The sequence below is a fragment of the Azospirillaceae bacterium genome, from assembly GCA_028283825.1.
Classification (GTDB): Bacteria; Pseudomonadota; Alphaproteobacteria; order Azospirillales; family Azospirillaceae; genus Nitrospirillum.
Genome location: JAPWJW010000003.1, coordinates 700,645 through 721,477 on the forward strand (window position 1 = coordinate 700,645; position 20,833 = coordinate 721,477).

Genomic DNA, 20,833 nt, shown 5'->3' on the forward strand with positions numbered 1-20,833 from the left:
GACTGACTTTAAAGGCGGTGATACGGACCATATCTTGCTTGAACCCGTTAACCTATTCACCCTATGTAAGTGTCTCTCAATGCCATCACGGCGATGGCGTCAAGAAATTTGCTACCCTGCGTAGCGTTTAAGATATTTTTTAAAGGAAACAGAAATGCTGCATTATCCCGAGGAAAGACTTGCCCTTTTCATTGATGGCGCAAATTTATTCGCCGCTGCTCGGGCCTTGAATTTCGACATAGATTACAAGAAGCTTCTTGGTTTTTGCGGCAAGAAAGGCCGCCTCATCCGCGCTTTCTATTACACCGCGCTGGTCGAGGATCAAGAGTATTCCCCCATTCGTCCACTGGTCGATTGGCTGGACTATAACGGCTATACCATGGTCACCAAGCCGACCAAGGAATACACCGACGCGTCCGGCCGCCGGAAGATCAAGGGCAACATGGATATCGAACTGGCCATCGATGTCATGGAGATGGCGCAGCACCTGGACCACATCATGCTGTTCTCCGGCGACGGTGACTTCCGCCGCCTGGTCGAGGCGGTACAGCGCAAGGGCGTGCGCGTCTCGGTGATCAGCACCGTGCGCTCCACCCCGCCCATGATCGCTGATGAATTGCGCCGCCAGGCCGACAACTTCATTGAGCTGATGGACCTGGCGCCCGACATCGCCCGCGCCCACGCGCCCCGCCCGGCGATGGACCACGCCCAGCATCTCGACACCACGCCGCTGGAATGATATCCGGCGCCCCACACGACACGTAACCGGGCGCCCTTTCCATGATGCAGACCCTGACGCCGCCGGGGCATGATTGTCCGCTTTGTCCCCGGCTGGTGGATTATCGCCTGCGCAATCGCGCGGCCTTTCCCGACAAGTTCAACGGCCCGGTGCCGTCCTTTGGTGGGCTGGACGCGCAATTGCTGGTGGTGGGCTTGGCCCCCGGCCTGCGCGGCGCCAACTTTACCGGCCGGCCCTTCACCGGCGATTGGGCCGGCGACCTTTTATACGCAACCCTGCTGAAGTTCGGCTTCGCCACCGGCCAATACCTGGAACGGCCGGACGACGGCCTGACCCTGGTGGGCGCCCGCATCACCAACGCCGTGCGCTGCGTGCCGCCGGAAAACAAGCCGACGCCGGAGGAATCCCACACCTGCCGCCCCTTCCTGGTGGCGGAGCTGGAGGCCATGCCCAAGCTGAAGGCCATCGTCGCCCTGGGCTCCGTCTCCCACACCAGCGTCATCCGCACCTTCGGCCTGCGCCAGGCGGCCTTCCCCTTCGGCCACGCCGCCCGGCACACGCTGGACGACGGCCTGACCTTGTTCGACAGCTACCACTGCTCCCGTTACAACACCAACACCGGCCGCCTGACCGACGCCATGTTCGAGGACGTGTTCCGCATGGTGCGGGAGGCGGTGGATGCGTAACCACCCGTAAACACCTGTCATCCGGGAAATATGGATCCCTATCCGTTCCTTGATAGCCGAATAAAATGGCGGTTCGTGCTCAAAGGGCTCGCCTGCTGGGGCGGGGCGTTCGTCGCTGAAACAATAGGCTTTCTATTATTCGGGAATACGAGGTCGGATATCGTCGCCTGCCTGGTGTTCGTACCCCCGCTCATACTTGTGTTCATGGGGGTCGGTAATTTCATGAAGGCCATCCTCAAGCCGTAGCCGGACCGGGCCTGAAAGATGTCAGGAACAGGAAAGGCCGGGACGCTTGCCCCGGCCTTGGCCTTTTCAATATCGCGCTTGCCGGCAATACCCGGCCTTACCCCTTCGCCCGCATCAGGCGCGCCTTGTCGCGCTGCCAGTCGCGTTCCTTCTCCGTCTCGCGCTTGTCGCCCTTCTTCTTGCCCTTGGCGACGCCGATCTCGACCTTGGCGTAGCCGCGGTCGCTGAAATAGATCGACAGCGGCACCAGCGTCACGCCATCGCGGCGGATGGCGGCGAACAGCTTGTCCATCTCCCGCCGGCGGACCAGCAGCTTGCGGGCGCGGCGGGGCTCATGTTGGAAGAACTGGCCGGCCTGCTGGTATTCCGGGAAGTGGGCGTTGATCAGGTACAACTCCCCATTCCGCTCACCGGCATAGGACTCGGCGATGCTGACCCGACCGGCGCGCAGGGCCTTCACCTCCGTGCCGGTCAGCATGATGCCCGCCTCGATCGTTTCGTTGATGAAAAAGTCGAAGCGGGCGCGCCGATTCTGGGCGGCGTATTTACGTTCGTCGGCGCGTGCCATCAGTGTTCCTTTAGCCCAGCAGTCCGGCATGGACCAGGGCGTCGCGGACCAATACCTGGGTGGCCGGCGTGGTTTCCACCAGGGGCAGGCGCAGTTCCGGACGGCACAGGCCCAGCAGGCTGGCGGCGTACTTCACCGGCGCCGGGCTGGTCTCCACGAACATGGCATGGTGCAGCGGCATCAGCAGGTCGCGGATGCGGGCCATCTCCACCATGTCGCCGCGCACCCAGGCGTTCTGCATTTCCGCGCACAGGCGGGGCGCCACGTTGGCGGTGACGGAGATGCAGCCCACCCCACCCTGTGCCAGGAAGGCGGTGGCGGTGGCGTCCTCACCCGACAACTGGATGAAGTCCGCCCCAACCTCCAGCCGTGTGCGCAACGGCCGCACCAAATCGGCGGTGGCGTCCTTCACCCCAACGATGTTAGGCAACGCGGCAAGGCGGGCCATGGTGGCGATCGACATGTCGATCACGCTGCGGCCGGGAATGTTATAGATGATGATGGGCAGGTCGGCCGCATCATGGATGGCTTTGAAATGCTGGTAGAGACCTTCTTGCGTCGGCTTGTTGTAGTAGGGCGTCACCACCAGGGCGGCGTCGGCGCCGACGGCCTTGGCATGCTTGGTCAGGCTGATAGCCTCGGCCGTGGAGTTGGAGCCGGTGCCGGCCACCACGGGGACGCGGCTGTCGGCCACCTCGACACACAGCTCGACCAGGCGGCGGTGCTCCTCATGGCTGAGGGTGGGCGACTCGCCGGTGGTGCCGCAGGGCACCAGGCCGTGCGTGCCCTCTTTGACCTGCCAGTCCACCAGGGCCTGAAAGGCGCGCTCGTCCACTTTGCCGTCGGTGAACGGCGTGATCAGGGCGACGAGGGAACCGGCGAGGACGGGGGTGGTCATTGCTGCAATCTCCGTGGGCATTCGACCCGAAAGGCGCGAACCTTAGCGGCACGACGCCAGGGTGACAAGCGACGAGAAATGGCCCCCTGGGCATCACTTAAACACGGTCTCGCGACCCTGCTGCTGCCGCTGTCGCTGATGTGCGCCGCCCCGGTGGCGCTGGCCCAATCCAGCGGCGACATCGCCACGTACCGCGCCGCCTTCAAGGCCGCCGACAAGGGCAAATGGGCCGACGCCCACCGCCTGGCCGACCACGGCCACGATGCGCTGGCGGACAAGGTCCTGACCTGGATGGACCTCAGCCGCAGCGACACCGACGCCAGCTTCGACCAGTTGGCCGCCTTCATCGACCAGAACCCGGATTGGCCCGGCCTGGCGGCCCTGCGCCGCAACGCCGAAATCCGCCTGCCCAACATCGGCGACACGCCGACGCGCGACTGGTTCGACAAGCATCCGCCGCTGACCACCGCCGGCTTCAACCGTTATGCCGACTCGTTGCTGAACCTGGGCGACAGCGAGAAGGCCATCGGCCTGATCCGCGACCGCTACATCAAGGGCAACTTCGGCGTGGTGGATGAGCGGGACTTCCGCAGCAAGTACGTGGCCCTCCTGCGCCCGGCCGACCATTGGGCCCGGCTGGACCGCCTGCTGTGGGACAATGACGAGGATGCGGCGCGGCGCATGCTGCCCATCGTCGATCCCGGCCACCAGGCCGTGGCGGCGGCCCGCCTGGCCATGGCCGACATGGACCCGGGCGTGGAGCGCCTGCTGCAACAGGTGCCCGCCCCCCTGATGAGCGAGCCCGGCATCACCTATGAGCGGCTGCGCTGGCGCCGGCGCAACAACATGGACGCCGCGGCCCTGGAGATCGTGGAGAATCCGCCCAAGGACCTGGGTCGGCCGGAAGCGTGGTGGACGGAGCGTCACATCCTGGCCCGGCGCCTGATGGATCAGGGCCAGATGCAGCGCGCCTACCGCCTGGCGGCCGCCCACGGCGTGACCGACGGCCTGGGCTTCATCCAGGCGGAGTTCATGGCCGGCTGGCTGTCGCTGCAGTTCCTGAACAAGCCGGACCAGGCGCTGGACCATTTCACCCGCCTGTATGAGGGGGTGTCGTCGCCGGTGGGCCAGTCGCGCGGCGCCTATTGGGCCGGTCGCGCCTGCGAGAAGCTGGGCAATCCGGAACGCGCGCGCCAATGGTATGAGCTGGGCGCCCGCTATGGCAGCACCTTCTACGGCATGATGGCGCAGGAGAAGCTGGGCCAGGCGGAGGCCATCCCCATCGCCCCCACGCCCTCGACCGAGGAACGCAGCCGGTTCGAGAAAAAGGAATTGGTGCGCGCCGCCCGCCTGCTGGACCGGGTGCTGACCGAGGATGACGACCGCGTAGATTTGTTCCTGCGCAAGCTGTCGTCCGACGCCAAGACGCCGGACGACTTCGTGCTGGTGGCCAAGGCCGCGCTGGAAATGCACCGCCGGGATCTGGGCGTGGGCATCAGCCGCCAGTCGTTGAGCCAGGGCATCGTGCTGGCCGACGCGGGCTATCCCATCCTGTCCACCCGCATGCCGCCGCAGCCGGAGACGGCGCTGATCCATGCCCTGATCCGCCAGGAAAGCAGCTTCAAGGTCGATGCCGCCAGTGGCGCCGGCGCCCTGGGCCTGATGCAGCTGATGCCGCCGACCGCCCAGCAACTGGCCCGGCGTGAGGGCATGAAGTACGCCGTCACCAAGCTGACCCACGACGCCGATTTCAACATCCGCCTGGGTAGCATCTATGTGCAGGACTTGCTGGACCGGTTCGGCGGATCCTACATCCTGGCCATCGCCGCCTATAACGCCGGTCCCGGCCGGGTGGCCAACTGGCTGCGCGATTATGGCGACCCCCGCATCGACGCCGTCGATCCGGTGGACTGGGTGGAGACCATCCCGATTTACGAGACGCGCAACTATGTGCAGCGGGTGCTGGAAAACCTGCACGTTTATCGCATCCGCACAGGCGCCAAGTCCCTGCCCATGACCACCGACCTGAAGCGGGGCACCGCCGGTTAGAGCAAGATGCGATCATCCGTGATCGCATCTTGCTCTATAAGCTGTTCATGATAGAGCGGAACGCGATCAGGTGATTCCACCTGATCGCGTTCCGCTCTAAATACCCGGCCGTCGTCCAGCCGGGGAAAGTTTCAATTGGCACAAACAGATGAAGTGTAGCCGCCGCGTGGAAGCGTGCGGCGGTGATAGGGCTTGGTCGGGCCGATTGTTGCAAATTGATCTCAATTTGCGCGAAAGGTTAGGTAAGCTACCGGGGTAGCGCCTGTTAACTTGAGATTAATGACAGAAGACATATCCTGCCCCTGTAGACAGCACCAAGTAGGAATGCCTTCGTGATGGCCTTTGCCCCCCTCGCCCATCAAATGCTTCCCGCGTCCCTGCAAAACGCGGCGACGGTGCACAACCGTCTGGTCGACGCCTTCATCCAGATGACCCGGGCGGAGTTGGCGCGCCAGCGCGACGACTATGCCCGCGACAGTCTTAATGAATTGCTGGACCTGCTGAAGAACCAGTTGGCCCTGGCACCAGACCTGCTGGAGCCATCCCTCGTTCGAATGGTGCCGGTGAACCAGCCCTAACCCTGGCCCAAGCCCCTCGTTTCCTTGTCGCCTCTCTGTCGCGACGGAACGGGACAACGCGAGTCGCCCGGGATCATTAGTTGGATTTCCAACTTTTCAACAAATGAGCCACCTGCCGCGCTGCCGTGGGCGCGTATCCGAGCCACCGGAAGAACCGGAACGATGAATACGATTGTACTCTCTCAGCTAAACGGCTCTAAAGGCGCGCACAATGCGCACAGGTCGAGTGGCCGCAAGCAATGCCAGTTGTCAGCGCCCAGACATGTCCATACTCTCGCCCCGATTCCGACTTCCTACCACAGTAGGTAATGTTATCGCTTCATCCGAAAACCCAGATGGCGCGTTGTTGACTTGGAGTAGTGCCCATGCCCCGTAGGACCAAGAATACGGTTGTTGCCGAACTCGAAGGCAAGATTGAGAACCACGTCGCCAGTCGCATTCGTTTGCGGCGCGGTCTTCTGGGGATGAGCCAGTCTGACCTTGCCCGCGCCTTGGGCATCACCTTCCAGCAAGTGCAGAAGTACGAACGCGGTTCCAACCGCGTCTCGGTGGGCAAGCTGTTCCGCTTGGCCGAAATCCTGGACGTGCCGCTGACCTTCTTCTTCGACGATGTGGAAACCGGCAGCGCCAACCGCCCAGCCCCCACCGCCTTCAGCATGCCGGATGAAGGCTCCCCCCTGCTGTCACGTCGCGACCTGGATCTGCTGCGCGCCTGGCGCAACGCCCCGCCGGACATCGCCGACTGCGTCGCCGGCCTGCTGCGCGCCGTGGCGCATGAGGATGACAGCGGCGAAGCTGCCGCCCGCCCGGCCGCCAATGCCGGCGCCGCTCCCTCCGAAGAGGACGCCGATGGCGACGAGGCCAAGCCCACCCGTCGCCGCCGTGGCGCCGTGTGGGATCCGGCCGACATGTATAAGGCCACCAAGCCCGGCCGCCGCGGCAAGGACGCGCCCACGCGTCCCTGAGGTGAAATGGCTTTGAACGACCACGGTCGCGGGAATGCTTTTCCCGCGACCGTTTCTTTTGGCGGAATCGTCCTGCGCTCAGGCGGCCGGTTGGCCTGAGGATTTCAGCGACCACAAATGGTGGCCGGGGTTCCTCTCCCACACCCGCGTCTCGAAATCCTTGTCCAGCTTGTCCATGTCGTTGATGAACTCCAGCCGCCCGCCGGCCGGGGAAAAGAAGAAGCGATAGAGGTTGGACCCAAGCAGGTGCCGGCCCATCACCCGGGACTCGTCCCAGCGCCGCTCAATCATATAGTTGCCGGCCTCCACCAGTTCATCGAAGTCGCGGACGTCCAACGCGAAGTGGTTGAAGCCCGCCGCATCCGGCCGGTGGCACAGGAAGAAGTTGTGGTGTTCCACATCCCCGGCGCACTGCATGAAGGTGCCGGTGTCCAGGATGCGATCCGTCGCCTTGAAACCCAGCCGGCTCAGGTAGAAATCCACCGCCGCATCATGCCCTTCCTTGGGAATGTTGTAGGCCAGGTGGGCGATGCGCAGCGGCCGGGGCCGCTTGTAGGGAATGACCGGATCGTTCCAGCGCGCCACGCTGTCCGCCGTGTTGTATGTTCGGGGCGGATGCTCCGGCAAGGTGGCGGGATTGGACAGGACGAAGCCGATGCCCAGCCCCGTCTCGTCCCGGCTGTGCACCACCCCGTCAGCATCGACGCTGACCGGCCGGTCGCGGGCCAGATCGTCGGCAATGCGGTCCAGCGCCGCCCGGCCGTCCACGCCCCAGCGCAGTTCCCGCAAGGTGGGCCCGGCCTCCAGTGCCGGCGGCAGGGCCGGATCGTCCATGGGGCGCAGGATCAGGGTCTGTCCCGCCGGTGTGCGCAACAGGGCGTCACGATCGCCCTGTTGCACCACCTCCAGCCCGGCATCGGCATGGAAACGGGCGCACGCGCCCACATCCGCCACGCCGAAGACCAATGTCTCGATACGTGTGATGGTCATAGGGTCGCCCTCCTTCAGAAATCGATGCCCCAGGCCCGGCTGGCGCCGTCGAGCAGCAGGTCGAACACGGCCTTCTGCCGGGCCCAGCCGGCGGCCGGATCCTGGCCCGCGACCGGGTAGAGGCCGTGGCGTGGACTGAGGGATAGGCGATCGGTGTCGACCACCGCCGCCGCCGCGTCGATGCGGGCCACCAACTCATCCGGGTCCGGCAAGTGGGTGGCCTGGCCGTCGATCAGGCCCAGCACCAGGTCCACATGCGCCGGCGCCAAGCCCAGGAAAGCGAAGTCGTCATCAGCGTCACGGCCGCAATCGAACAGGAAACGGTCCGCGGCCAGGCCGTGCAGCACCTTCTCCGCCGCCACGAAGTCCAACCCCTGCTGGAAGGGGGCGGCGGTCAGGTCCGCCACGTCATGAAGGCAGACGGCAACCTTGACGCCGGTGACATCCTCCACCCCGCGCAGGGCGGCGCGGTCCCGATCCAGCAGCCCTTCCAGGCGACGGTCGGGGTCCACGCCTTGGGCCAGCAGCGCCTGCCGCCCCGCCTGGTGGATCAGCGGGCCATAAGCGGCACCGTCCAGCTGGATGTAGCGGACACTGAGGTCCAGCAGGGCCGGCAGTATGCCGGGGGCGACAATGGCGCCGGGCTCGCCGCCCCGCCCCGCCTCACGCGGCACCCGGATCTTGGCCGCCAGGTCGGTATGGCCGGTCAGGAAACGCGCTTCAGCCACGACATCCGGCGCCGTGCCGGGGCGGCGGCGCAGTTCACCGTCCGTCACCACGCTGATCCAGCTGTCCCGCTGTTGCTTGAGGACGCCCACCACCGCCTCGTCCGCCAGATCGGCCAACTGGGCGCCCGGGTTCGTGGCCCAAGCTTGCGCCAGGCCAGGCGGGGGCAGCAGCGGACCGTGGTGATCCGCCGGAAAACGTTTTGAAATCGCCATGATGGTTTTCCCTGTCTTTTGTTCTGTCTTGCCGGCCGGCCGCCGGCCGGGGCCTCAGTCCACCGCTACCGACGTCTCCACATGCAATTTGCCGTGGTAGGTCAGTTCCACCATGTTGCCGTCGGGGTCGTGGATGTAGCAGAACTTGGAATCGTTCTGCGGCCTGAACACCGGCTTGGTATGGCGGATGTTCAGTTCCTTCAGATGGTCCAGGAATCCGTCCCAGTCCTGCACCTCGATGGCGAAGTGCAGGGGCTTCATCTTGCGGAACTCATCCTTGGGATAAGGGGTGAAATGCAGGTCGAAATTGCCCCGCGTCAGCAGCAGGATCTTGGTGTCGCTCTGCGGGTTCACCCACTTCATCCCGAAGACCCTGCCGTACCATTCCCGCGTCCGTTCGGGATCGGTCGTCGGGAAATTGATGTGGTGCAAGGAATGGGGTTTGTTGTTCACGGCCTGCGCCCTCCCACGTTTTCGCCACGGAAATTCAAGTCTGGCGCCGGGCTTGTCGCCCGGCACATCGGCTGTTCCGTAAACAGGAGAACGGGGGAATGGCCGCACCTACATTGAGGCACGTCAAATCGATATTGGGCCTATAGTGGCCGTTGGTGGTTTTCCATTTGATTACAGGCACATGGGCGCCCGCACTCAATCGTGAACCCTAGTGTCATCCTCTTGATCACAATCAAGCGCGCCCGGGTGGGGGAGGTTCAGAACCGCTTCGCCAGGAAATGACGCCGATTGCCGGCCGGATGGTCCTCCAGCGTGCCGAAGACGCTGAAGCCCAGCTTCTCGTAAAAGCCGCGCGCCTGGAAGCCGAAGGTATCCAGCCATAGGCCCAGGCAGCCGTGGCCGCGCGCCAAACGTTCCGCCTCCGCCATCAGCGCCGTGCCGAAATCATGGCCGCGCAGGGCCTCCGGCACCGACAGCAGTTCCACGAACAGCCAGTCATAGCTGATCTTTCCCCACAAGCCACCCACCGTCGCCCCGGCCTCATCCTTCAGCAGCAGCGCCACCACCCGAAAGCCGGACGCGCCGGCCTGCGCGTCGTTGTAGGCACGCAAGGGCGCCAGGATCGCCTCGCGATCCTCGGGCGTGGGATTTTCCGGTGCGGTGATGATCGGCGTCATGGTCACATACTCAATTTGATGGGCATGGCGGCCGGGGGCCCGCCTTTTTGCTTCATGGGATGTAACGCGGATTTCCGCCGATTGTCAGCCACCGGTGCCATCGCCCGGGCCGGTGGGTTCCCCCGCCCCGTCGATTGCCCGCCGCACGCGTTCATACAGCGAGGACCGGGCCAGGGCCGCATCCAGGCGGTCCAGCGTGGTGATCACGTCGGCGGCCTCCGCATCCAGTTCCACGGCCACGCGGTCCATGGCGGCCCACACCGGTTCCAGCCTGGCGTAGAGCGCCCGCCCCTGCGGTGACAGGTCGATGCGGCGGCTGCGCGCGTCGCGGGGGTCGTCCCGCGCTTCGATCAGGCCCGCGGCCTCCATCGACCGGCGCGTCTGGCTGACCGACGGCTGGCTGATGCCCAGCGCCCGGGCCAGTTCGCTGACCGAGGATGGCCCTTGGTCCACCAACTGCTCCATCACCCCCCACCAGCGCTGTTCGAACGCGACCCCGAACTCACCGTAGATACGGCGCGCGTCCTCATCGATGCGTTCGCTCAGCCGCCGCAGCCGCCCCCCCAGGGCCAGGGGCCCACGCCGGCGTGTTTGGTCCGTGATCATGGATGATCGTCCCCTTGCACATACATAGGCACCTAAGTATTATTTGCTTAGGCACCTAACTAATATCGGGCGCCGGGCGAGGCCACAAGCGCCGACCGCCGGCCAAGGAACGGGGAGAGCCATGAAACGAGCCTGCATCCTGATGATGGCGGTCGCGGCGGCGGTCTTCGCCGGCAGTCCGGCGTCGGCGGAAATGTCACCGGGACCGGAAAAGACATACAGCGTCGCCCAGGTTCGCGCCGACCTTGATGAACTGTATTTGCGGCTGCAGGCGGATGCCTTCGACCTGTACGCCTTCACGCCCAAGGCCGGGATGGACCGGCTGCACCAACAGATCGAAGCGGGCATCACACAGCCGTTGACGCGCCCGCAGGCGGAGACACGACTGCAACTGCTGGCCGCCGCCGCCCACCAGGGCCACACGCGGGTGGAGGGCGTGTACGCCGCTTGGGCCGCCTACCGCAAGGCGGGCGGCAAAGCCTTCCCCCTGTCGGTGCGTATCGTGGATGGGCAGGTCTACGTCGCCCGCAACCTCAGCACCGTGGACCGCCTGGCACCGGGGGACCGGATCCTGACCATCGACGGCGTGCCGGCCGCGACCTGGCTGGACCGCCTGCGCCGCCACATCTCGGCGGAAACCCCGGCGCTGGCCGACAGCATCCTGGAATACGATTTCCCGACATATCTGTGGGTGGCGGCCGGCGAACGCCCCGGCTTCACCGTCCGGATCGGCCGTTCCGGCGGGCATGAAGACACCATCACGCTGGCCGCGCGGACCAAGACGGACATGGACGCGGCCGACAGGACGCGACCGCCGGCCCTGGATCCAGCACAGCCCTTGCGCGACGCGCGTGTGCTGGCCAACGGCGTGGGATATCTGCGGCCCGGCCCGTTTTATAACGAGGCGGCACAGACCGGCGCCGACGAATGGGACGTGGCCGCCTTTCGCACCTTCATCGATGGCGCCTTCCGGGCCTTCAACGCCCAGGGCGTCACCCGGCTGATCATCGATCTCCGCGGCAATCCCGGCGGCGACAGCCTGTTCAGCAACGTCATGTTGTCCTGGTTCGCGACCAAGCCCTATCAGTTCTTTTCATCCTTCCAGGTGCGGGTCAGCACCGATGCCGTGGCCGCCAACCGGAACCGGATCGCGCAGGACACCGTGGCGGCAGGCGCCATTTCCCAGCGCTTCGCCGACCTGTACGCCACGGCGACGCCGGGCAATGTCGTCGCCTTCACCCTGCCCGACACCCAGCCAAACACGGCGGAACGCTTCACGGGCAAGGTCTACGCCTTGATCGACCGCCAGACCTATTCCAACGCGGTGGCAGTGGCGGCAACCATCCAGGATTACGGCTTCGGTACGATCCTGGGCGAGCCCACGGCCGACATGGGCACGGCCTATGGCGCCATGGAGCAGTTCACCCTGCCCGTCACCGGCATCACGGTCGGTTTCCCCAAGGCGCACATCATCCGCCCCAACGGCGACACCCGTGCCCGGGGCGTCGTGCCGGATATCGCCATCCCCTTTCCCATCGTGGAGACGCCGGATGATGTGGTACTGCAACGCGCGGCGGCGACCGCCGCCGCCGGAGATTGAGATCAACCCTTCTTCACGAACTCCGCCCGCAGTACCAGGCCCTTGATCGACTCATGCTTGCAGTCGATTTCCTGCGCGTCGCCGGTCAGGCGGATGGACTTGATGACCGTGCCACGCTTCAGCGTCTGGCCGCCGGCCCCCTTGACCTTCAGGTCCTTGATCAAGGTGACGCTATCGCCGTCGGCCAGCAGGTTGCCCACGGAATCGCGCACCTCGACCGTGCCGGCGGCGGCGGCATCAGCGGCCGCCTGGCTGGCCGGGATCCAGTCGCCGGTGGCTTCGTCATAGACAAATTCTTCATCAGCAGAACTGTTCATCGAAAACCCCAATCGTGGCACAACAGCCGTCGGCGCCCAGGACCACCGGCGGCCCGGGCGACGCTCAGCCGTCGCTGCATGGCAAGCCCGGACAGGATCGTCGGGCGCCGGGACCTTAAGCGAAGTGGGGGGCCGGGAACAATGCCCGCGACGAAAACGGGTTTCGCGGTGATGAACGTGGGTTGGCCGTCGGCGCCTGGCAACTGAGGTATTCTGCCTAGCCGGGAGCGTAGCGGCGCCAGATTCCGGGCTCACCTTCCGTAAATCCGAAGGATTCGAAGATTTTCTGGCACGGCGCGTTGGCTGCCGTTTTGGTAATCAGGCCGACGACCATGGACGTTTTCGCGGCAGCGCACATATCCATGAGGGTTGGCATGAACATCTTTTCCACATCGATGCCGAATACGCGGCATGACATGACAATCTGCTCTATCACTGGTCCACGACAAAGCGCCGCGCCGACGATGCCGTAGTCGGTGAACTTGTCCACGACACTCCAACAAATGAGCGCGCCCCCAGACGACAGGAAATCCGCCATTTCAGGCGGCGTCCATCGTTTTCCGGTCGTGTTGAACTGGTTCGTCTTGTTGATCAGTTCGAAGACCCGGGGATATTTGGGATCATCGACATTCGCGACGCGGGACAGGCGGACCTTGACTTTGAGGGACGCGATGAAATCAGCCCGATCCATCACCTTGCGGGCCGTTTCCCGTTCCACCTGCGCCGCCATCATATCAGAGCGGCGCGCGCTTTCATCGGTGATGAAAGGAACCTGTGTCTCCGCCGCGCACAGGAGGATGCGGCGCGTGAGGTAGGGTTCGTCGCCGATGCACCTGATATCAGGATAGGCGGTTTTCATCGCCGCGCGCTCGACAGGGTTATCGTCGACGAACAGGACATTCCTGGGCAGCAGATTGGCGGCGGCAAGCACGTCGGCCATATTGTCCGGCTTGGGCTTCCAGTTGATGAACCTGATGGGGAAGTCCTCCAGGCTCAACTGGTCCCGCCACACGGGATGCCAGAGCGCACGTATGTTGCCTTCGTCGTTCTTGCTGACGATGGCGGTGATGATGCCGCGCTTCTTCAGTATATGAACGGCTTCCGCCACCCCCCTCGGCCACCCCACGGGGGCCCGTTCCAGCGCTTCCACATCATCCATGCGCTCGGCAAGCACACCCCGCCACAGCGTATCATCAAGGTCGAAGACGACCATTTTGATGGCATCTGCGGATCGGGCGCAGCGATACATCGCCAGGATTTCGTTCCACGCCGCCTCATAGAACTCGAACAATCGCGGTGAAAATAATTCATCCACTGAAGTCGGTGTCACGATCCTGGATTTATCAAACTCATAATCACCGTTACCGATGGCCCCCATATTGTTCTGATCATACAAAATATCGTCTTGGAAATATCTCTTCCCAAGGGTAGATGTCAGCTCATCAAAATCAAATATGTTTGCATTTTTATATCCAAAAACAAGATTTTCGAGCTCTCTATTCAGAATATCGATGACATAAGACGTATTTCTAACATCGTATTTTTTTAATAATCTTCCATTGTAATTGTGTTGGGGCCTCTGAAAATTCCAAACAACAGTATATATTCCATGAAGCTCATTATATTTCATGGACAACTGCAGAAACATGGCGAGCCGGCTTTTTGCCTCTTCCAGCACCGCTTGGTGTGCTTCGATATCATGGAACGGTATCTTGGCAAATTCGCCATGTCGCATGATCAGAGACAGAGGGATTTGCACCATCTGCAAATCATACTCACCTATCGGTGACGGCAACTTATCGGGAAGTTCAGACGCGTTATTGAATAAAACATGATCAACGGCGCATCCGTTATCAACTTTTGGGAAAACACTCAATACACCCTGGTTAATTAAACATGTTCCAACCGCAATCGCGCGCCGGGGAATATGGTCATTAACAATCAGGTCGGACGGGGCACGATAGGTGGATGCTGGTATCATAGGCCACTCCGTCAACAGGCGTGATCGCGCCGAACAACACGTCAACGTGTCGCGATATCGCTGACAAACATGCGATATTCTCCGAATGTGGATTTTAAAATCAACCGCAGACCATGAGTGCAGCGAATAAAAAATCAGCCCATTATGGGGCACCGACAAGGGGTACGCTAGCACGCCTTCCTGCCGCTCCTGCCGTCAGGCCGGCTCTGGGCGGTGCCGGAGGACGGGAGAGGCGCAGCAGCCGCCAATTTCGATCAGGACGGCGTCCTGGTCCCGGAATTTGCCATTCAGATCGTCGGCTTTAGACATGGCACCGGGAGCGCCGAACGGCGTCGCAGCCCATCATCCGGTGCGGATTGAGGCGGTCAATGGCGATTGGAACCGGGTGCGCCACGGGCAGGAGACCTAAGGCTCCTGTGCCTTCGCGGCGATCAGCGATCATGTGGCGATTGGCTGAATGGCGGAGGGGATGGGATTCGAACCCACGGTACCAGTTTCCCGGTACGACGGTTTAGCAAACCGTTGCCTTCAGCCACTCGGCCACCCCTCCGTCCACCGACTGTCGTCGGCGGTTCGCGTATGTACTCGGGCGGCGGGGGGCTTGTCAACGATAACGGTGAGAGAAAATGAAAAGGGGGACCGATTGGCCCCCCTTCCCGTCGCCGCACCGGGGAAACGCCCCCGCGCGATGTCGTTTTTTCCTGTCGAACCAATAGGTCCGGCAGGTTTCCTAACACGTCAGCCCTTCAGCTTGACGGTCAGGATCTCATTCACCAGGGCAGGATTGGCCTTGCCCTGCGTGGCCTTCATGACCTGGCCGACGAAGAAGCCGAACAGCTTGTCCTTGCCACTGCGGAACTCCGCCACCTTGTCGGCGTTGGCCGCCATCACCGCGGCAATCGCCTGGTCGATGGCGCCCGTGTCCGTCACCTGGCGCAGGCCCTTCTCCTCCACGATCTGGGCGGCGGGCTTGCCCGTCTCCAGCATGTCAGCGAACACCTCCTTGGCGATGCGGCCGGAGATGGTGTTGTCGGCGATCAGGTCGATCAGGCCGCCCAGCGCCGCGGCGCTGATAGGCGAACTGTCGATGTCCGCCCCCGTCTTGTTCAGCGCACCCAGCAGATCGCCGATGACGAAGTTGGCGGCCTGCTTGGGGTCACGGCCCCGGGCCACCTCTTCATAGAAGTCGGCGCGCGAGCGTTCCGCCACCAGCACGCCGGCGTCATAGACCGGCAGCTTGTAGTCGGCCATGAAGCGGGCCTTCTTGTCGTCGGGCAGTTCCGGCAGGGTGCGCTTGATGTCCTCGACCCAGGCGGCGTCCAGTTCCAACGGCAGCAGGTCCGGATCGGGGAAGTAGCGATAGTCGTGCGCCTCCTCCTTGGAGCGCATGGCCCGCGTCTCGCCCTTGTTCTGGTCCCACAGGCGGGTTTCCTGAACGACGGTGCCGCCATCCTCGATCAGGGTCACCTGGCGGTGGGCCTCATACTCGATGGCCTGCTGGACATAGCGGATGGAGTTGACGTTCTTCGTCTCCGTCCGGGTGCCGTACTTGTCGCCTGGCTTGCGTACCGACACGTTGATGTCGCAGCGCATGGAGCCTTCTTCCATGTTGCCGTCGCAGGTGCCGAGATAGCGCAGGATGGTGCGCAGCTTGCGCAGGTAGGCCGCGGCCTCTTCCGGGGTGCGCATGTCGGGCTCCGACACGATTTCCATCAGGGCCACGCCCGACCGGTTCAGGTCGATGTAGGTCTTGGTCGGGTTCTGGTCGTGCAGGCTCTTGCCCGCATCCATTTCCAGATGCAGGCGGGTGATGCCGACCTCGCGGGTGGCGCCATCCGCCAGGTCCAGCACGATGGTGCCGTAGCCGACGATGGGCTGCAGGAACTGGCTGATCTGATAGCCCGAGGGCAGATCGGCATAGAAGTAGTTCTTGCGGTCGAACACCGAGCGCAGGTTGATCTGCGCCTTCAGGCCCAGGCCGGTGCGCACCGCCTGTTCCACGCAGACCTCGTTGATCACCGGCAGCATGCCGGGAAACCCTGCGTCAACGAAGCTGACTTGGCTGTTGGGCGCGGCGCCGAAGGCGGTCGCCGCCCCGCTGAACAGCTTGGCGTTTGAGACGACCTGGGCGTGAACCTCCAGCCCGATCACCACTTCCCATTCGCCCGTCTCGCCTGCAATCCGATAAGCCATCGTCTTCGCCATCAATTCCAATCATGGAGAGAAGGGTTTTCATGGCCGGAATCGCACCAAAACGCAACCGGCTTGGGCGGGAGGCTGTGCATCGGCCGATGACAATGGCGGATCAACAGGTTGATCACACAACGCGGAAATTTCACCTTAAGTCGAAATTTCCGCCGACAATTAAGCAACCATAAACCAAGGCGCCGCTACCTATGACCTGAAACCCGCCCAACCGCCCGCGCAGGGAAGCGCTCACACAGGGGGAGAAGCGCCATGTTCCATACGCTGACCATCGCCCGCAAACTTGGCCTGGCTGTTCTGCTGTTCCTGATTCCAGTGGCGTATGTGCTGTACGCCCTGATCGCGCAGCAGCAGATATCCATCGACTTCGCCGCCAAGGAAGTGGCCGGCAACGCCTACCTGCGTGGCCTGCAGGGGGTGCAGGCGAAGCTGGCGGCGGCGGAAACCGGTGGCCCGGCCGTGGACGCGGCGGCGACAACGGCGTCAATTCGCCAGTTGCAGGACAGCTGGGGCGGGGACATGGAAACCGCCCCCAAGGTGGATGCCCTGCTGGCAGCACTGGGCAAGCCCGGTGGCGCCGCGGCGCCGGAGGCACGCGCCGCATTGCGCGCCCTGATCGCGCAGATCGGCGACAAGTCCAACCTGATCCTGGATCCGGATCTGGACAGCTTCTACGTCATGGACATCGTGGTGGTGAAATTGCCCGACCTGCAGGACCAGGTGACGGGCCTGCGTACCGCCACGCACGCGGCCGGCGATAACAAGGGGGATTTGTACGTGGCCCTGGGTGGGGTCAAGTCCCTGCTGGCCGGCCTTGATGCCTCCGCCACGTCGGCCTACGGCGGCAATGCCGACGGCAGCCTGAAGACCACGTTGCCCACACCGGTGGCCACCGTGCAGAAAACGGCGGCGGCGGTCACCGCCGGCGCGGACAAAGGCAGCGTGGCTGACGCCGACGTGGCAGCGACCCTGAAGGCGCAGGACGCCCTGTATGCCACGGCCTCCACTGAACTGGACCGCCTGCTGGCCGCCCGCATCCACGGGTTCCGGGTGACGCAGATTCGCGTGCTGCTGATCACCCTGGTGCTGTTCGCCTTGGGCAGCACCGCCGTCTATTTCGTGGTCCGCCGCTTCGTCATCCGCCCCTTGGGCGACCTGACCCACGCCATGCAACGCCTGGCGGATGGCCAGTTGGAGACCGCCATCCATCACCTGGGCAGTGCGGACGAGGTGGGCGCCATGGCCCGGGCGTTGGCCATCTTCAAAGACAACGCCACGCGCAGCCGCCGGCGGGAGACGGACCAGGCGGCGGAGCAGGACCGCCGGCTGCGGCGCCAGCAGGCGCTGGAAACCCTGACCCAGGATTTCCAGACCGCCGTCAGCGCCGAACTGCGCAGCGTTGCCGCCGCCGCCACGGAACTGGAGGCCACGGCCGCCTCGCTGGCCAGCCACGCCGACAACACCGCCGCCCGGACGGAGGCCGCCGACGACAGCGCCGGCCGCGCCACCACCAACACCCAGACGGTGGCCGCCGCCACCGAACAGCTGGTCGCCAGCAGCAATGAGATCGGCGCCCAGGCGGAACAGACCGCCGCCACCACCCGCACCGCGGTGGAGGAGGCGGAGAAGGCCCGCAGCCTGATGGATGAACTAGCCAGCGTGGCCGACGGCGTGAACGAGGTGGTGCGTTTCATCCAGACCATCGCGGCGCAGACCAACCTGCTGGCGCTCAACGCCACCATTGAGGCGGCCCGCGCCGGCGAGGCCGGCAAGGGCTTCGCCGTCGTGGCGACCGAGGTGAAGGGCCTGGCCAACCAGACGGCGCAGGCGACGGAGGATATCCAGGCCCGCGTGAACGGGGTGAAGGTCGCCGCCGACAACGCCATCGAGATCATCAGCCGCATCGGCAGCACCATCAGCGTGGTCGATGGCAACTCCGGCGCCATCGCCGCCGCCGTGGCGGAGCAGAGTGCCGCCACCAGCGAGATCAGCCGCAACGTGGCCGAGGCCGCCGCGCGCACGTCGGAGGTCACCTCCTCCCTGGCGTTGGTGCGTGACAGCGCCGACTTCACCAAGGTGGCATCGACCCAGTTGCTGTCCGCCGCCGCGGAACTGTCGCAACAGTCGGAACACCTGCGCACGGATGTGGAGCACTTCCTGGCCGCCATGCAGACGGCCGAGGACCGCCGGCAGTTCGAACGCCACAAGCTGCTGTGCCCCGTGGGACTCTACGTCATGGGCATGAACGACGGCGAGCAGACGGGGCATCAGTTGGTCAACATCGGCCACGGCGGTTGCGCCGTGCACGGGCCGTCGGTGGCCGAGGCCGGCCGCGAGGTCGAGGTGGTGGTGCAGAACCGCCGCTTGCGGGGCCGCGTCATCAGCGTGGAACGGGACGAGACCCGCGTGCAGTTCCGCCTGAGCGAGGAAACCACCAACACGGTGGATGAGGTGCTGAGCCAGTACCGGGCGGCGTAGGGCCGGTTTGCCGCGGGACGGGGCGTGCCCCGTCCCTTCGCCCTTCATGTTTGAATGCCCCGTACGGAATGGCCCGACGATGAAGACCACCCATCACCAGCAGCGCATCAGCGGATACCTGAAACATCCCTTCGACCAGACGCACCTGCTGTCCCCGGAGCAGACCGCGATGGTCCGCATCCGTGGGCAAGATTTGTCCAAATTCGTCGAGATCAAGAGGACGGTGCCGTTCGAGAAAATCGGCCGCCTCGGCACCAGCCGCCTGCTGCGCACAATTGAGGACGAAAACCGGCAGGGATGGTTCCTGTTCGTGAACGAGTCGGTCAAGAGCGGCTGTTACCGGCTGGACTCCCTGGACGACATCAATTGGCTGTTCGACTTCGATTTCGACCACGCCGGCGTGCTGTCAATCAAATCGGGGTCGAAGGCCTTCGTCATCCTCATCGACTACGGCGACGAAGGCTATGGCCGCGAGGCGGACATCTCCGTCCGCATCAATCTGGAATCCGGTCTCAGCGATAAAGACAGGCTCGAAATATTCCGGGCGCTGACGGAACTTTGAGTTATGAAGGCCGGCCGCAGTCCACCACGGCCGGCCTGAAATCTTCTGCTGGTCCTCAAACCTGTTGGATGGCCGACAGCAGCCAGCGGCCACCATCCGCCCGCACGAAGGTCCAGAGTTCCTGCACCTCTTCCGGCCGGTGTTCGTCACCCCCGACGACACGGCCGCTGTTCTCCTCCACCGTCCAGTCGCGGGCGCGCCAGCGCAGCAGGGCGGTGCAATAGGTGCGGTCGTCCTCGTGCCAGCTTTCCACCACGTCGCCCTTCACCAGCTGGACGTCGGCCACCAGGTTGCGGATGCCGCGGCTCTGGTTCTCCGTCATTTCCTCGCCGTAGTAGGACAGCATCTCCGGCGTCAGGTGGCGGCGCAGCGCCGTCAGGTCGCCCCGGCTCCAGCTATCCATGATGCCTTGCAGGATCTGCTCGAACGCGTTCAGGTCCTGGCTCCCCATCTGCACGCCGATGGCGGGCACCGGCGGCGGGGGCGGCGGGACGGCCCCGCCATAGGGCGTGGCATCGTAGGGGGCGTTCAGGCCCTGCTGCGGCGGATACATCTCATAGGTCATGCCCTGCGGCATGGCCGGACGCGGGCCACCCAGGGCCATGCGCACCAGGCGCCAGATCATGTAGGCGATACCCAGCATGATCAGGATGCGCAGCAGGCCGCCGAACGCGCCGCCCGAACCGCTGCCGTAGTCACCGCCCATGCCATAGCCGTGGTGGCCGAACAGCGAGTTATACAGGCTGGCGCCCAGGAAGCCGCCCATCATGCCGCTGAGGAAGGGGTGGCGCTGGGTAAAGCTGGGCTGGAAGCCCGGCTGCGCGAACCCCGGCTGACCGAAGGTCGGGCGTGGCGCGGTGTAGGCCGGTGCCGCCGGTGCGGTGGCCGGCGGCGGCGTGATGCTGCGCTGGATGGGCTGGCCGGTCACCGACGGCGTGGCCGGCGTGGTGTAGGTCCGGCTGCCCCGGCTGCCGGAACTGGAACTGCGGCCGGGGCGGGCATCGGCCGCCAGGGGCGCCAAGGCCAGGGCCACCACCATGACGGCGGCGGCCGCACGCGTACCAAACCGAGCGAACATCTTTTTCTTCCCCTGAAAAACACGAACAAAAGACCCCGGCGTGCCGGGTTCTCCCCCTAATGTGGTCTTCCCTCGCATTTTTGCGAGGGCCATTGCCACCCCAATCCATCAGACCGCTTTGGTTCACCCTTGTTTGGGGCATCGCTTTTTGGCGTTCCCACCGTCTAGACTGGCCGCCAACCGGCCGGCGCCGCGGGGGTGGCGCCGGCCGGAAGA

The 20,833-nt window shown here is 64.3% G+C and carries 19 protein-coding genes and 1 tRNA gene; 8 read left to right on the forward strand and 12 right to left on the reverse strand.

The features are described 5' to 3' along the window. Positions 1 to 154: 154 nt before the first annotated feature. Together PW843_15205 and PW843_15210 are read left to right on the forward strand one after the other, a co-directional pair. The gene (locus tag PW843_15205) at positions 155 to 739 is read left to right on the forward strand and encodes an NYN domain-containing protein (protein MDE1147947.1); all 585 of its coding nucleotides are present in this window, start codon (positions 155 to 157) and stop codon (positions 737 to 739) included. A gap of 41 nt (positions 740 to 780) precedes the next feature. Further along, a complete protein-coding gene (locus PW843_15210; GenBank protein ID MDE1147948.1) occupies positions 781 to 1,425 on the forward strand; it encodes a uracil-DNA glycosylase in 645 nt (214 codons plus the stop codon). 343 nt (positions 1,426 to 1,768) lie between these two features. On the opposite strand, the gene smpB is transcribed toward PW843_15210, so the two are convergent. Beyond that, complete coding sequence (smpB, locus tag PW843_15215; protein ID MDE1147949.1) at positions 1,769 to 2,239, reverse strand: SsrA-binding protein SmpB; 471 nt, start codon at positions 2,237 to 2,239, stop codon at positions 1,769 to 1,771. A gap of 10 nt (positions 2,240 to 2,249) precedes the next feature. After that, positions 2,250 to 3,137, reverse strand: coding sequence for a 4-hydroxy-tetrahydrodipicolinate synthase (dapA, locus tag PW843_15220; GenBank protein ID MDE1147950.1), 888 nt, complete (start codon positions 3,135 to 3,137; stop codon positions 2,250 to 2,252). A 78-nt stretch (positions 3,138 to 3,215) separates the two neighbouring features. Here dapA and PW843_15225 point away from each other — a divergent pair, with 78 nt between their 5' ends. The 3 genes from PW843_15225 (at position 3,216) to PW843_15235 (ending at position 6,729) form a co-directional block, all read left to right on the forward strand. Further along, positions 3,216 to 5,186: a lytic transglycosylase domain-containing protein gene (locus PW843_15225; protein MDE1147951.1), complete on the forward strand. Its 1,971-nt coding sequence runs from the start codon at positions 3,216 to 3,218 to the stop codon at positions 5,184 to 5,186. 335 nt (positions 5,187 to 5,521) lie between these two features. After that, positions 5,522 to 5,764, forward strand: a complete 243-nt coding sequence (locus PW843_15230) for a hypothetical protein (protein ID MDE1147952.1) — start codon at positions 5,522 to 5,524, stop codon at positions 5,762 to 5,764. Between the two features lie 365 nt (positions 5,765 to 6,129). Beyond that, a complete protein-coding gene (locus tag PW843_15235) occupies positions 6,130 to 6,729 on the forward strand; it encodes a helix-turn-helix transcriptional regulator (GenBank protein ID MDE1147953.1) in 600 nt (199 codons plus the stop codon). A 78-nt stretch (positions 6,730 to 6,807) separates the two neighbouring features. On the opposite strand, the gene PW843_15240 is transcribed toward PW843_15235, so the two are convergent. From PW843_15240 to PW843_15260, 5 genes are all read right to left on the reverse strand, one after another. Then, positions 6,808 to 7,719 (reverse strand): VOC family protein, encoded by a 912-nt coding sequence (locus PW843_15240; GenBank protein ID MDE1147954.1) that lies wholly within the window; start codon positions 7,717 to 7,719, stop codon positions 6,808 to 6,810. Between the two features lie 14 nt (positions 7,720 to 7,733). Beyond that, positions 7,734 to 8,660, reverse strand: a complete 927-nt coding sequence (locus PW843_15245; protein ID MDE1147955.1) for a hypothetical protein — start codon at positions 8,658 to 8,660, stop codon at positions 7,734 to 7,736. A 54-nt stretch (positions 8,661 to 8,714) separates the two neighbouring features. Beyond that, a complete protein-coding gene (locus PW843_15250; protein MDE1147956.1) occupies positions 8,715 to 9,113 on the reverse strand; it encodes a VOC family protein in 399 nt (132 codons plus the stop codon). 257 nt (positions 9,114 to 9,370) lie between these two features. Beyond that, entirely contained in the window at positions 9,371 to 9,790 is a 420-nt protein-coding gene (locus tag PW843_15255; protein ID MDE1147957.1) for a GNAT family N-acetyltransferase, read from the reverse strand. Between the two features lie 84 nt (positions 9,791 to 9,874). After that, entirely contained in the window at positions 9,875 to 10,396 is a 522-nt protein-coding gene (locus PW843_15260) for a MarR family transcriptional regulator (GenBank protein MDE1147958.1), read from the reverse strand. A 121-nt stretch (positions 10,397 to 10,517) separates the two neighbouring features. Here PW843_15260 and PW843_15265 point away from each other — a divergent pair, with 121 nt between their 5' ends. Then, the gene (locus PW843_15265) at positions 10,518 to 11,996 is read left to right on the forward strand and encodes a S41 family peptidase (protein MDE1147959.1); all 1,479 of its coding nucleotides are present in this window, start codon (positions 10,518 to 10,520) and stop codon (positions 11,994 to 11,996) included. A gap of 2 nt (positions 11,997 to 11,998) precedes the next feature. Here PW843_15265 and PW843_15270 read toward each other — a convergent pair whose 3' ends face one another. From PW843_15270 to gatB, 4 genes are all read right to left on the reverse strand, one after another. Then, positions 11,999 to 12,313: an alkylphosphonate utilization protein gene (locus tag PW843_15270; protein MDE1147960.1), complete on the reverse strand. Its 315-nt coding sequence runs from the start codon at positions 12,311 to 12,313 to the stop codon at positions 11,999 to 12,001. A 217-nt stretch (positions 12,314 to 12,530) separates the two neighbouring features. Next, positions 12,531 to 14,294 carry an HAD-IIIC family phosphatase gene (locus PW843_15275; protein ID MDE1147961.1) on the reverse strand — a complete coding sequence of 588 codons (1,764 nt, stop codon included), beginning with the start codon at positions 14,292 to 14,294 and terminating at the stop codon, positions 12,531 to 12,533. Between the two features lie 458 nt (positions 14,295 to 14,752). Next, positions 14,753 to 14,844: transfer RNA gene (locus PW843_15280), tRNA-Ser, on the reverse strand. 188 nt (positions 14,845 to 15,032) lie between these two features. After that, a complete protein-coding gene (gatB, locus tag PW843_15285; GenBank protein ID MDE1147962.1) occupies positions 15,033 to 16,487 on the reverse strand; it encodes an Asp-tRNA(Asn)/Glu-tRNA(Gln) amidotransferase subunit GatB in 1,455 nt (484 codons plus the stop codon). A gap of 264 nt (positions 16,488 to 16,751) precedes the next feature. Here gatB and PW843_15290 point away from each other — a divergent pair, with 264 nt between their 5' ends. Then, positions 16,752 to 18,977: a methyl-accepting chemotaxis protein gene (locus tag PW843_15290; GenBank protein ID MDE1147963.1), complete on the forward strand. Its 2,226-nt coding sequence runs from the start codon at positions 16,752 to 16,754 to the stop codon at positions 18,975 to 18,977. A 79-nt stretch (positions 18,978 to 19,056) separates the two neighbouring features. Next, on the forward strand, positions 19,057 to 19,539 hold the full coding sequence (locus PW843_15295; GenBank protein ID MDE1147964.1) for a hypothetical protein: 483 nt from the start codon (positions 19,057 to 19,059) through the stop codon (positions 19,537 to 19,539). A 55-nt stretch (positions 19,540 to 19,594) separates the two neighbouring features. Here PW843_15295 and PW843_15300 read toward each other — a convergent pair whose 3' ends face one another. Next, positions 19,595 to 20,617, reverse strand: a complete 1,023-nt coding sequence (locus PW843_15300; GenBank protein MDE1147965.1) for a TIM44-like domain-containing protein — start codon at positions 20,615 to 20,617, stop codon at positions 19,595 to 19,597. Positions 20,618 to 20,833: the final 216 nt, after the last annotated feature.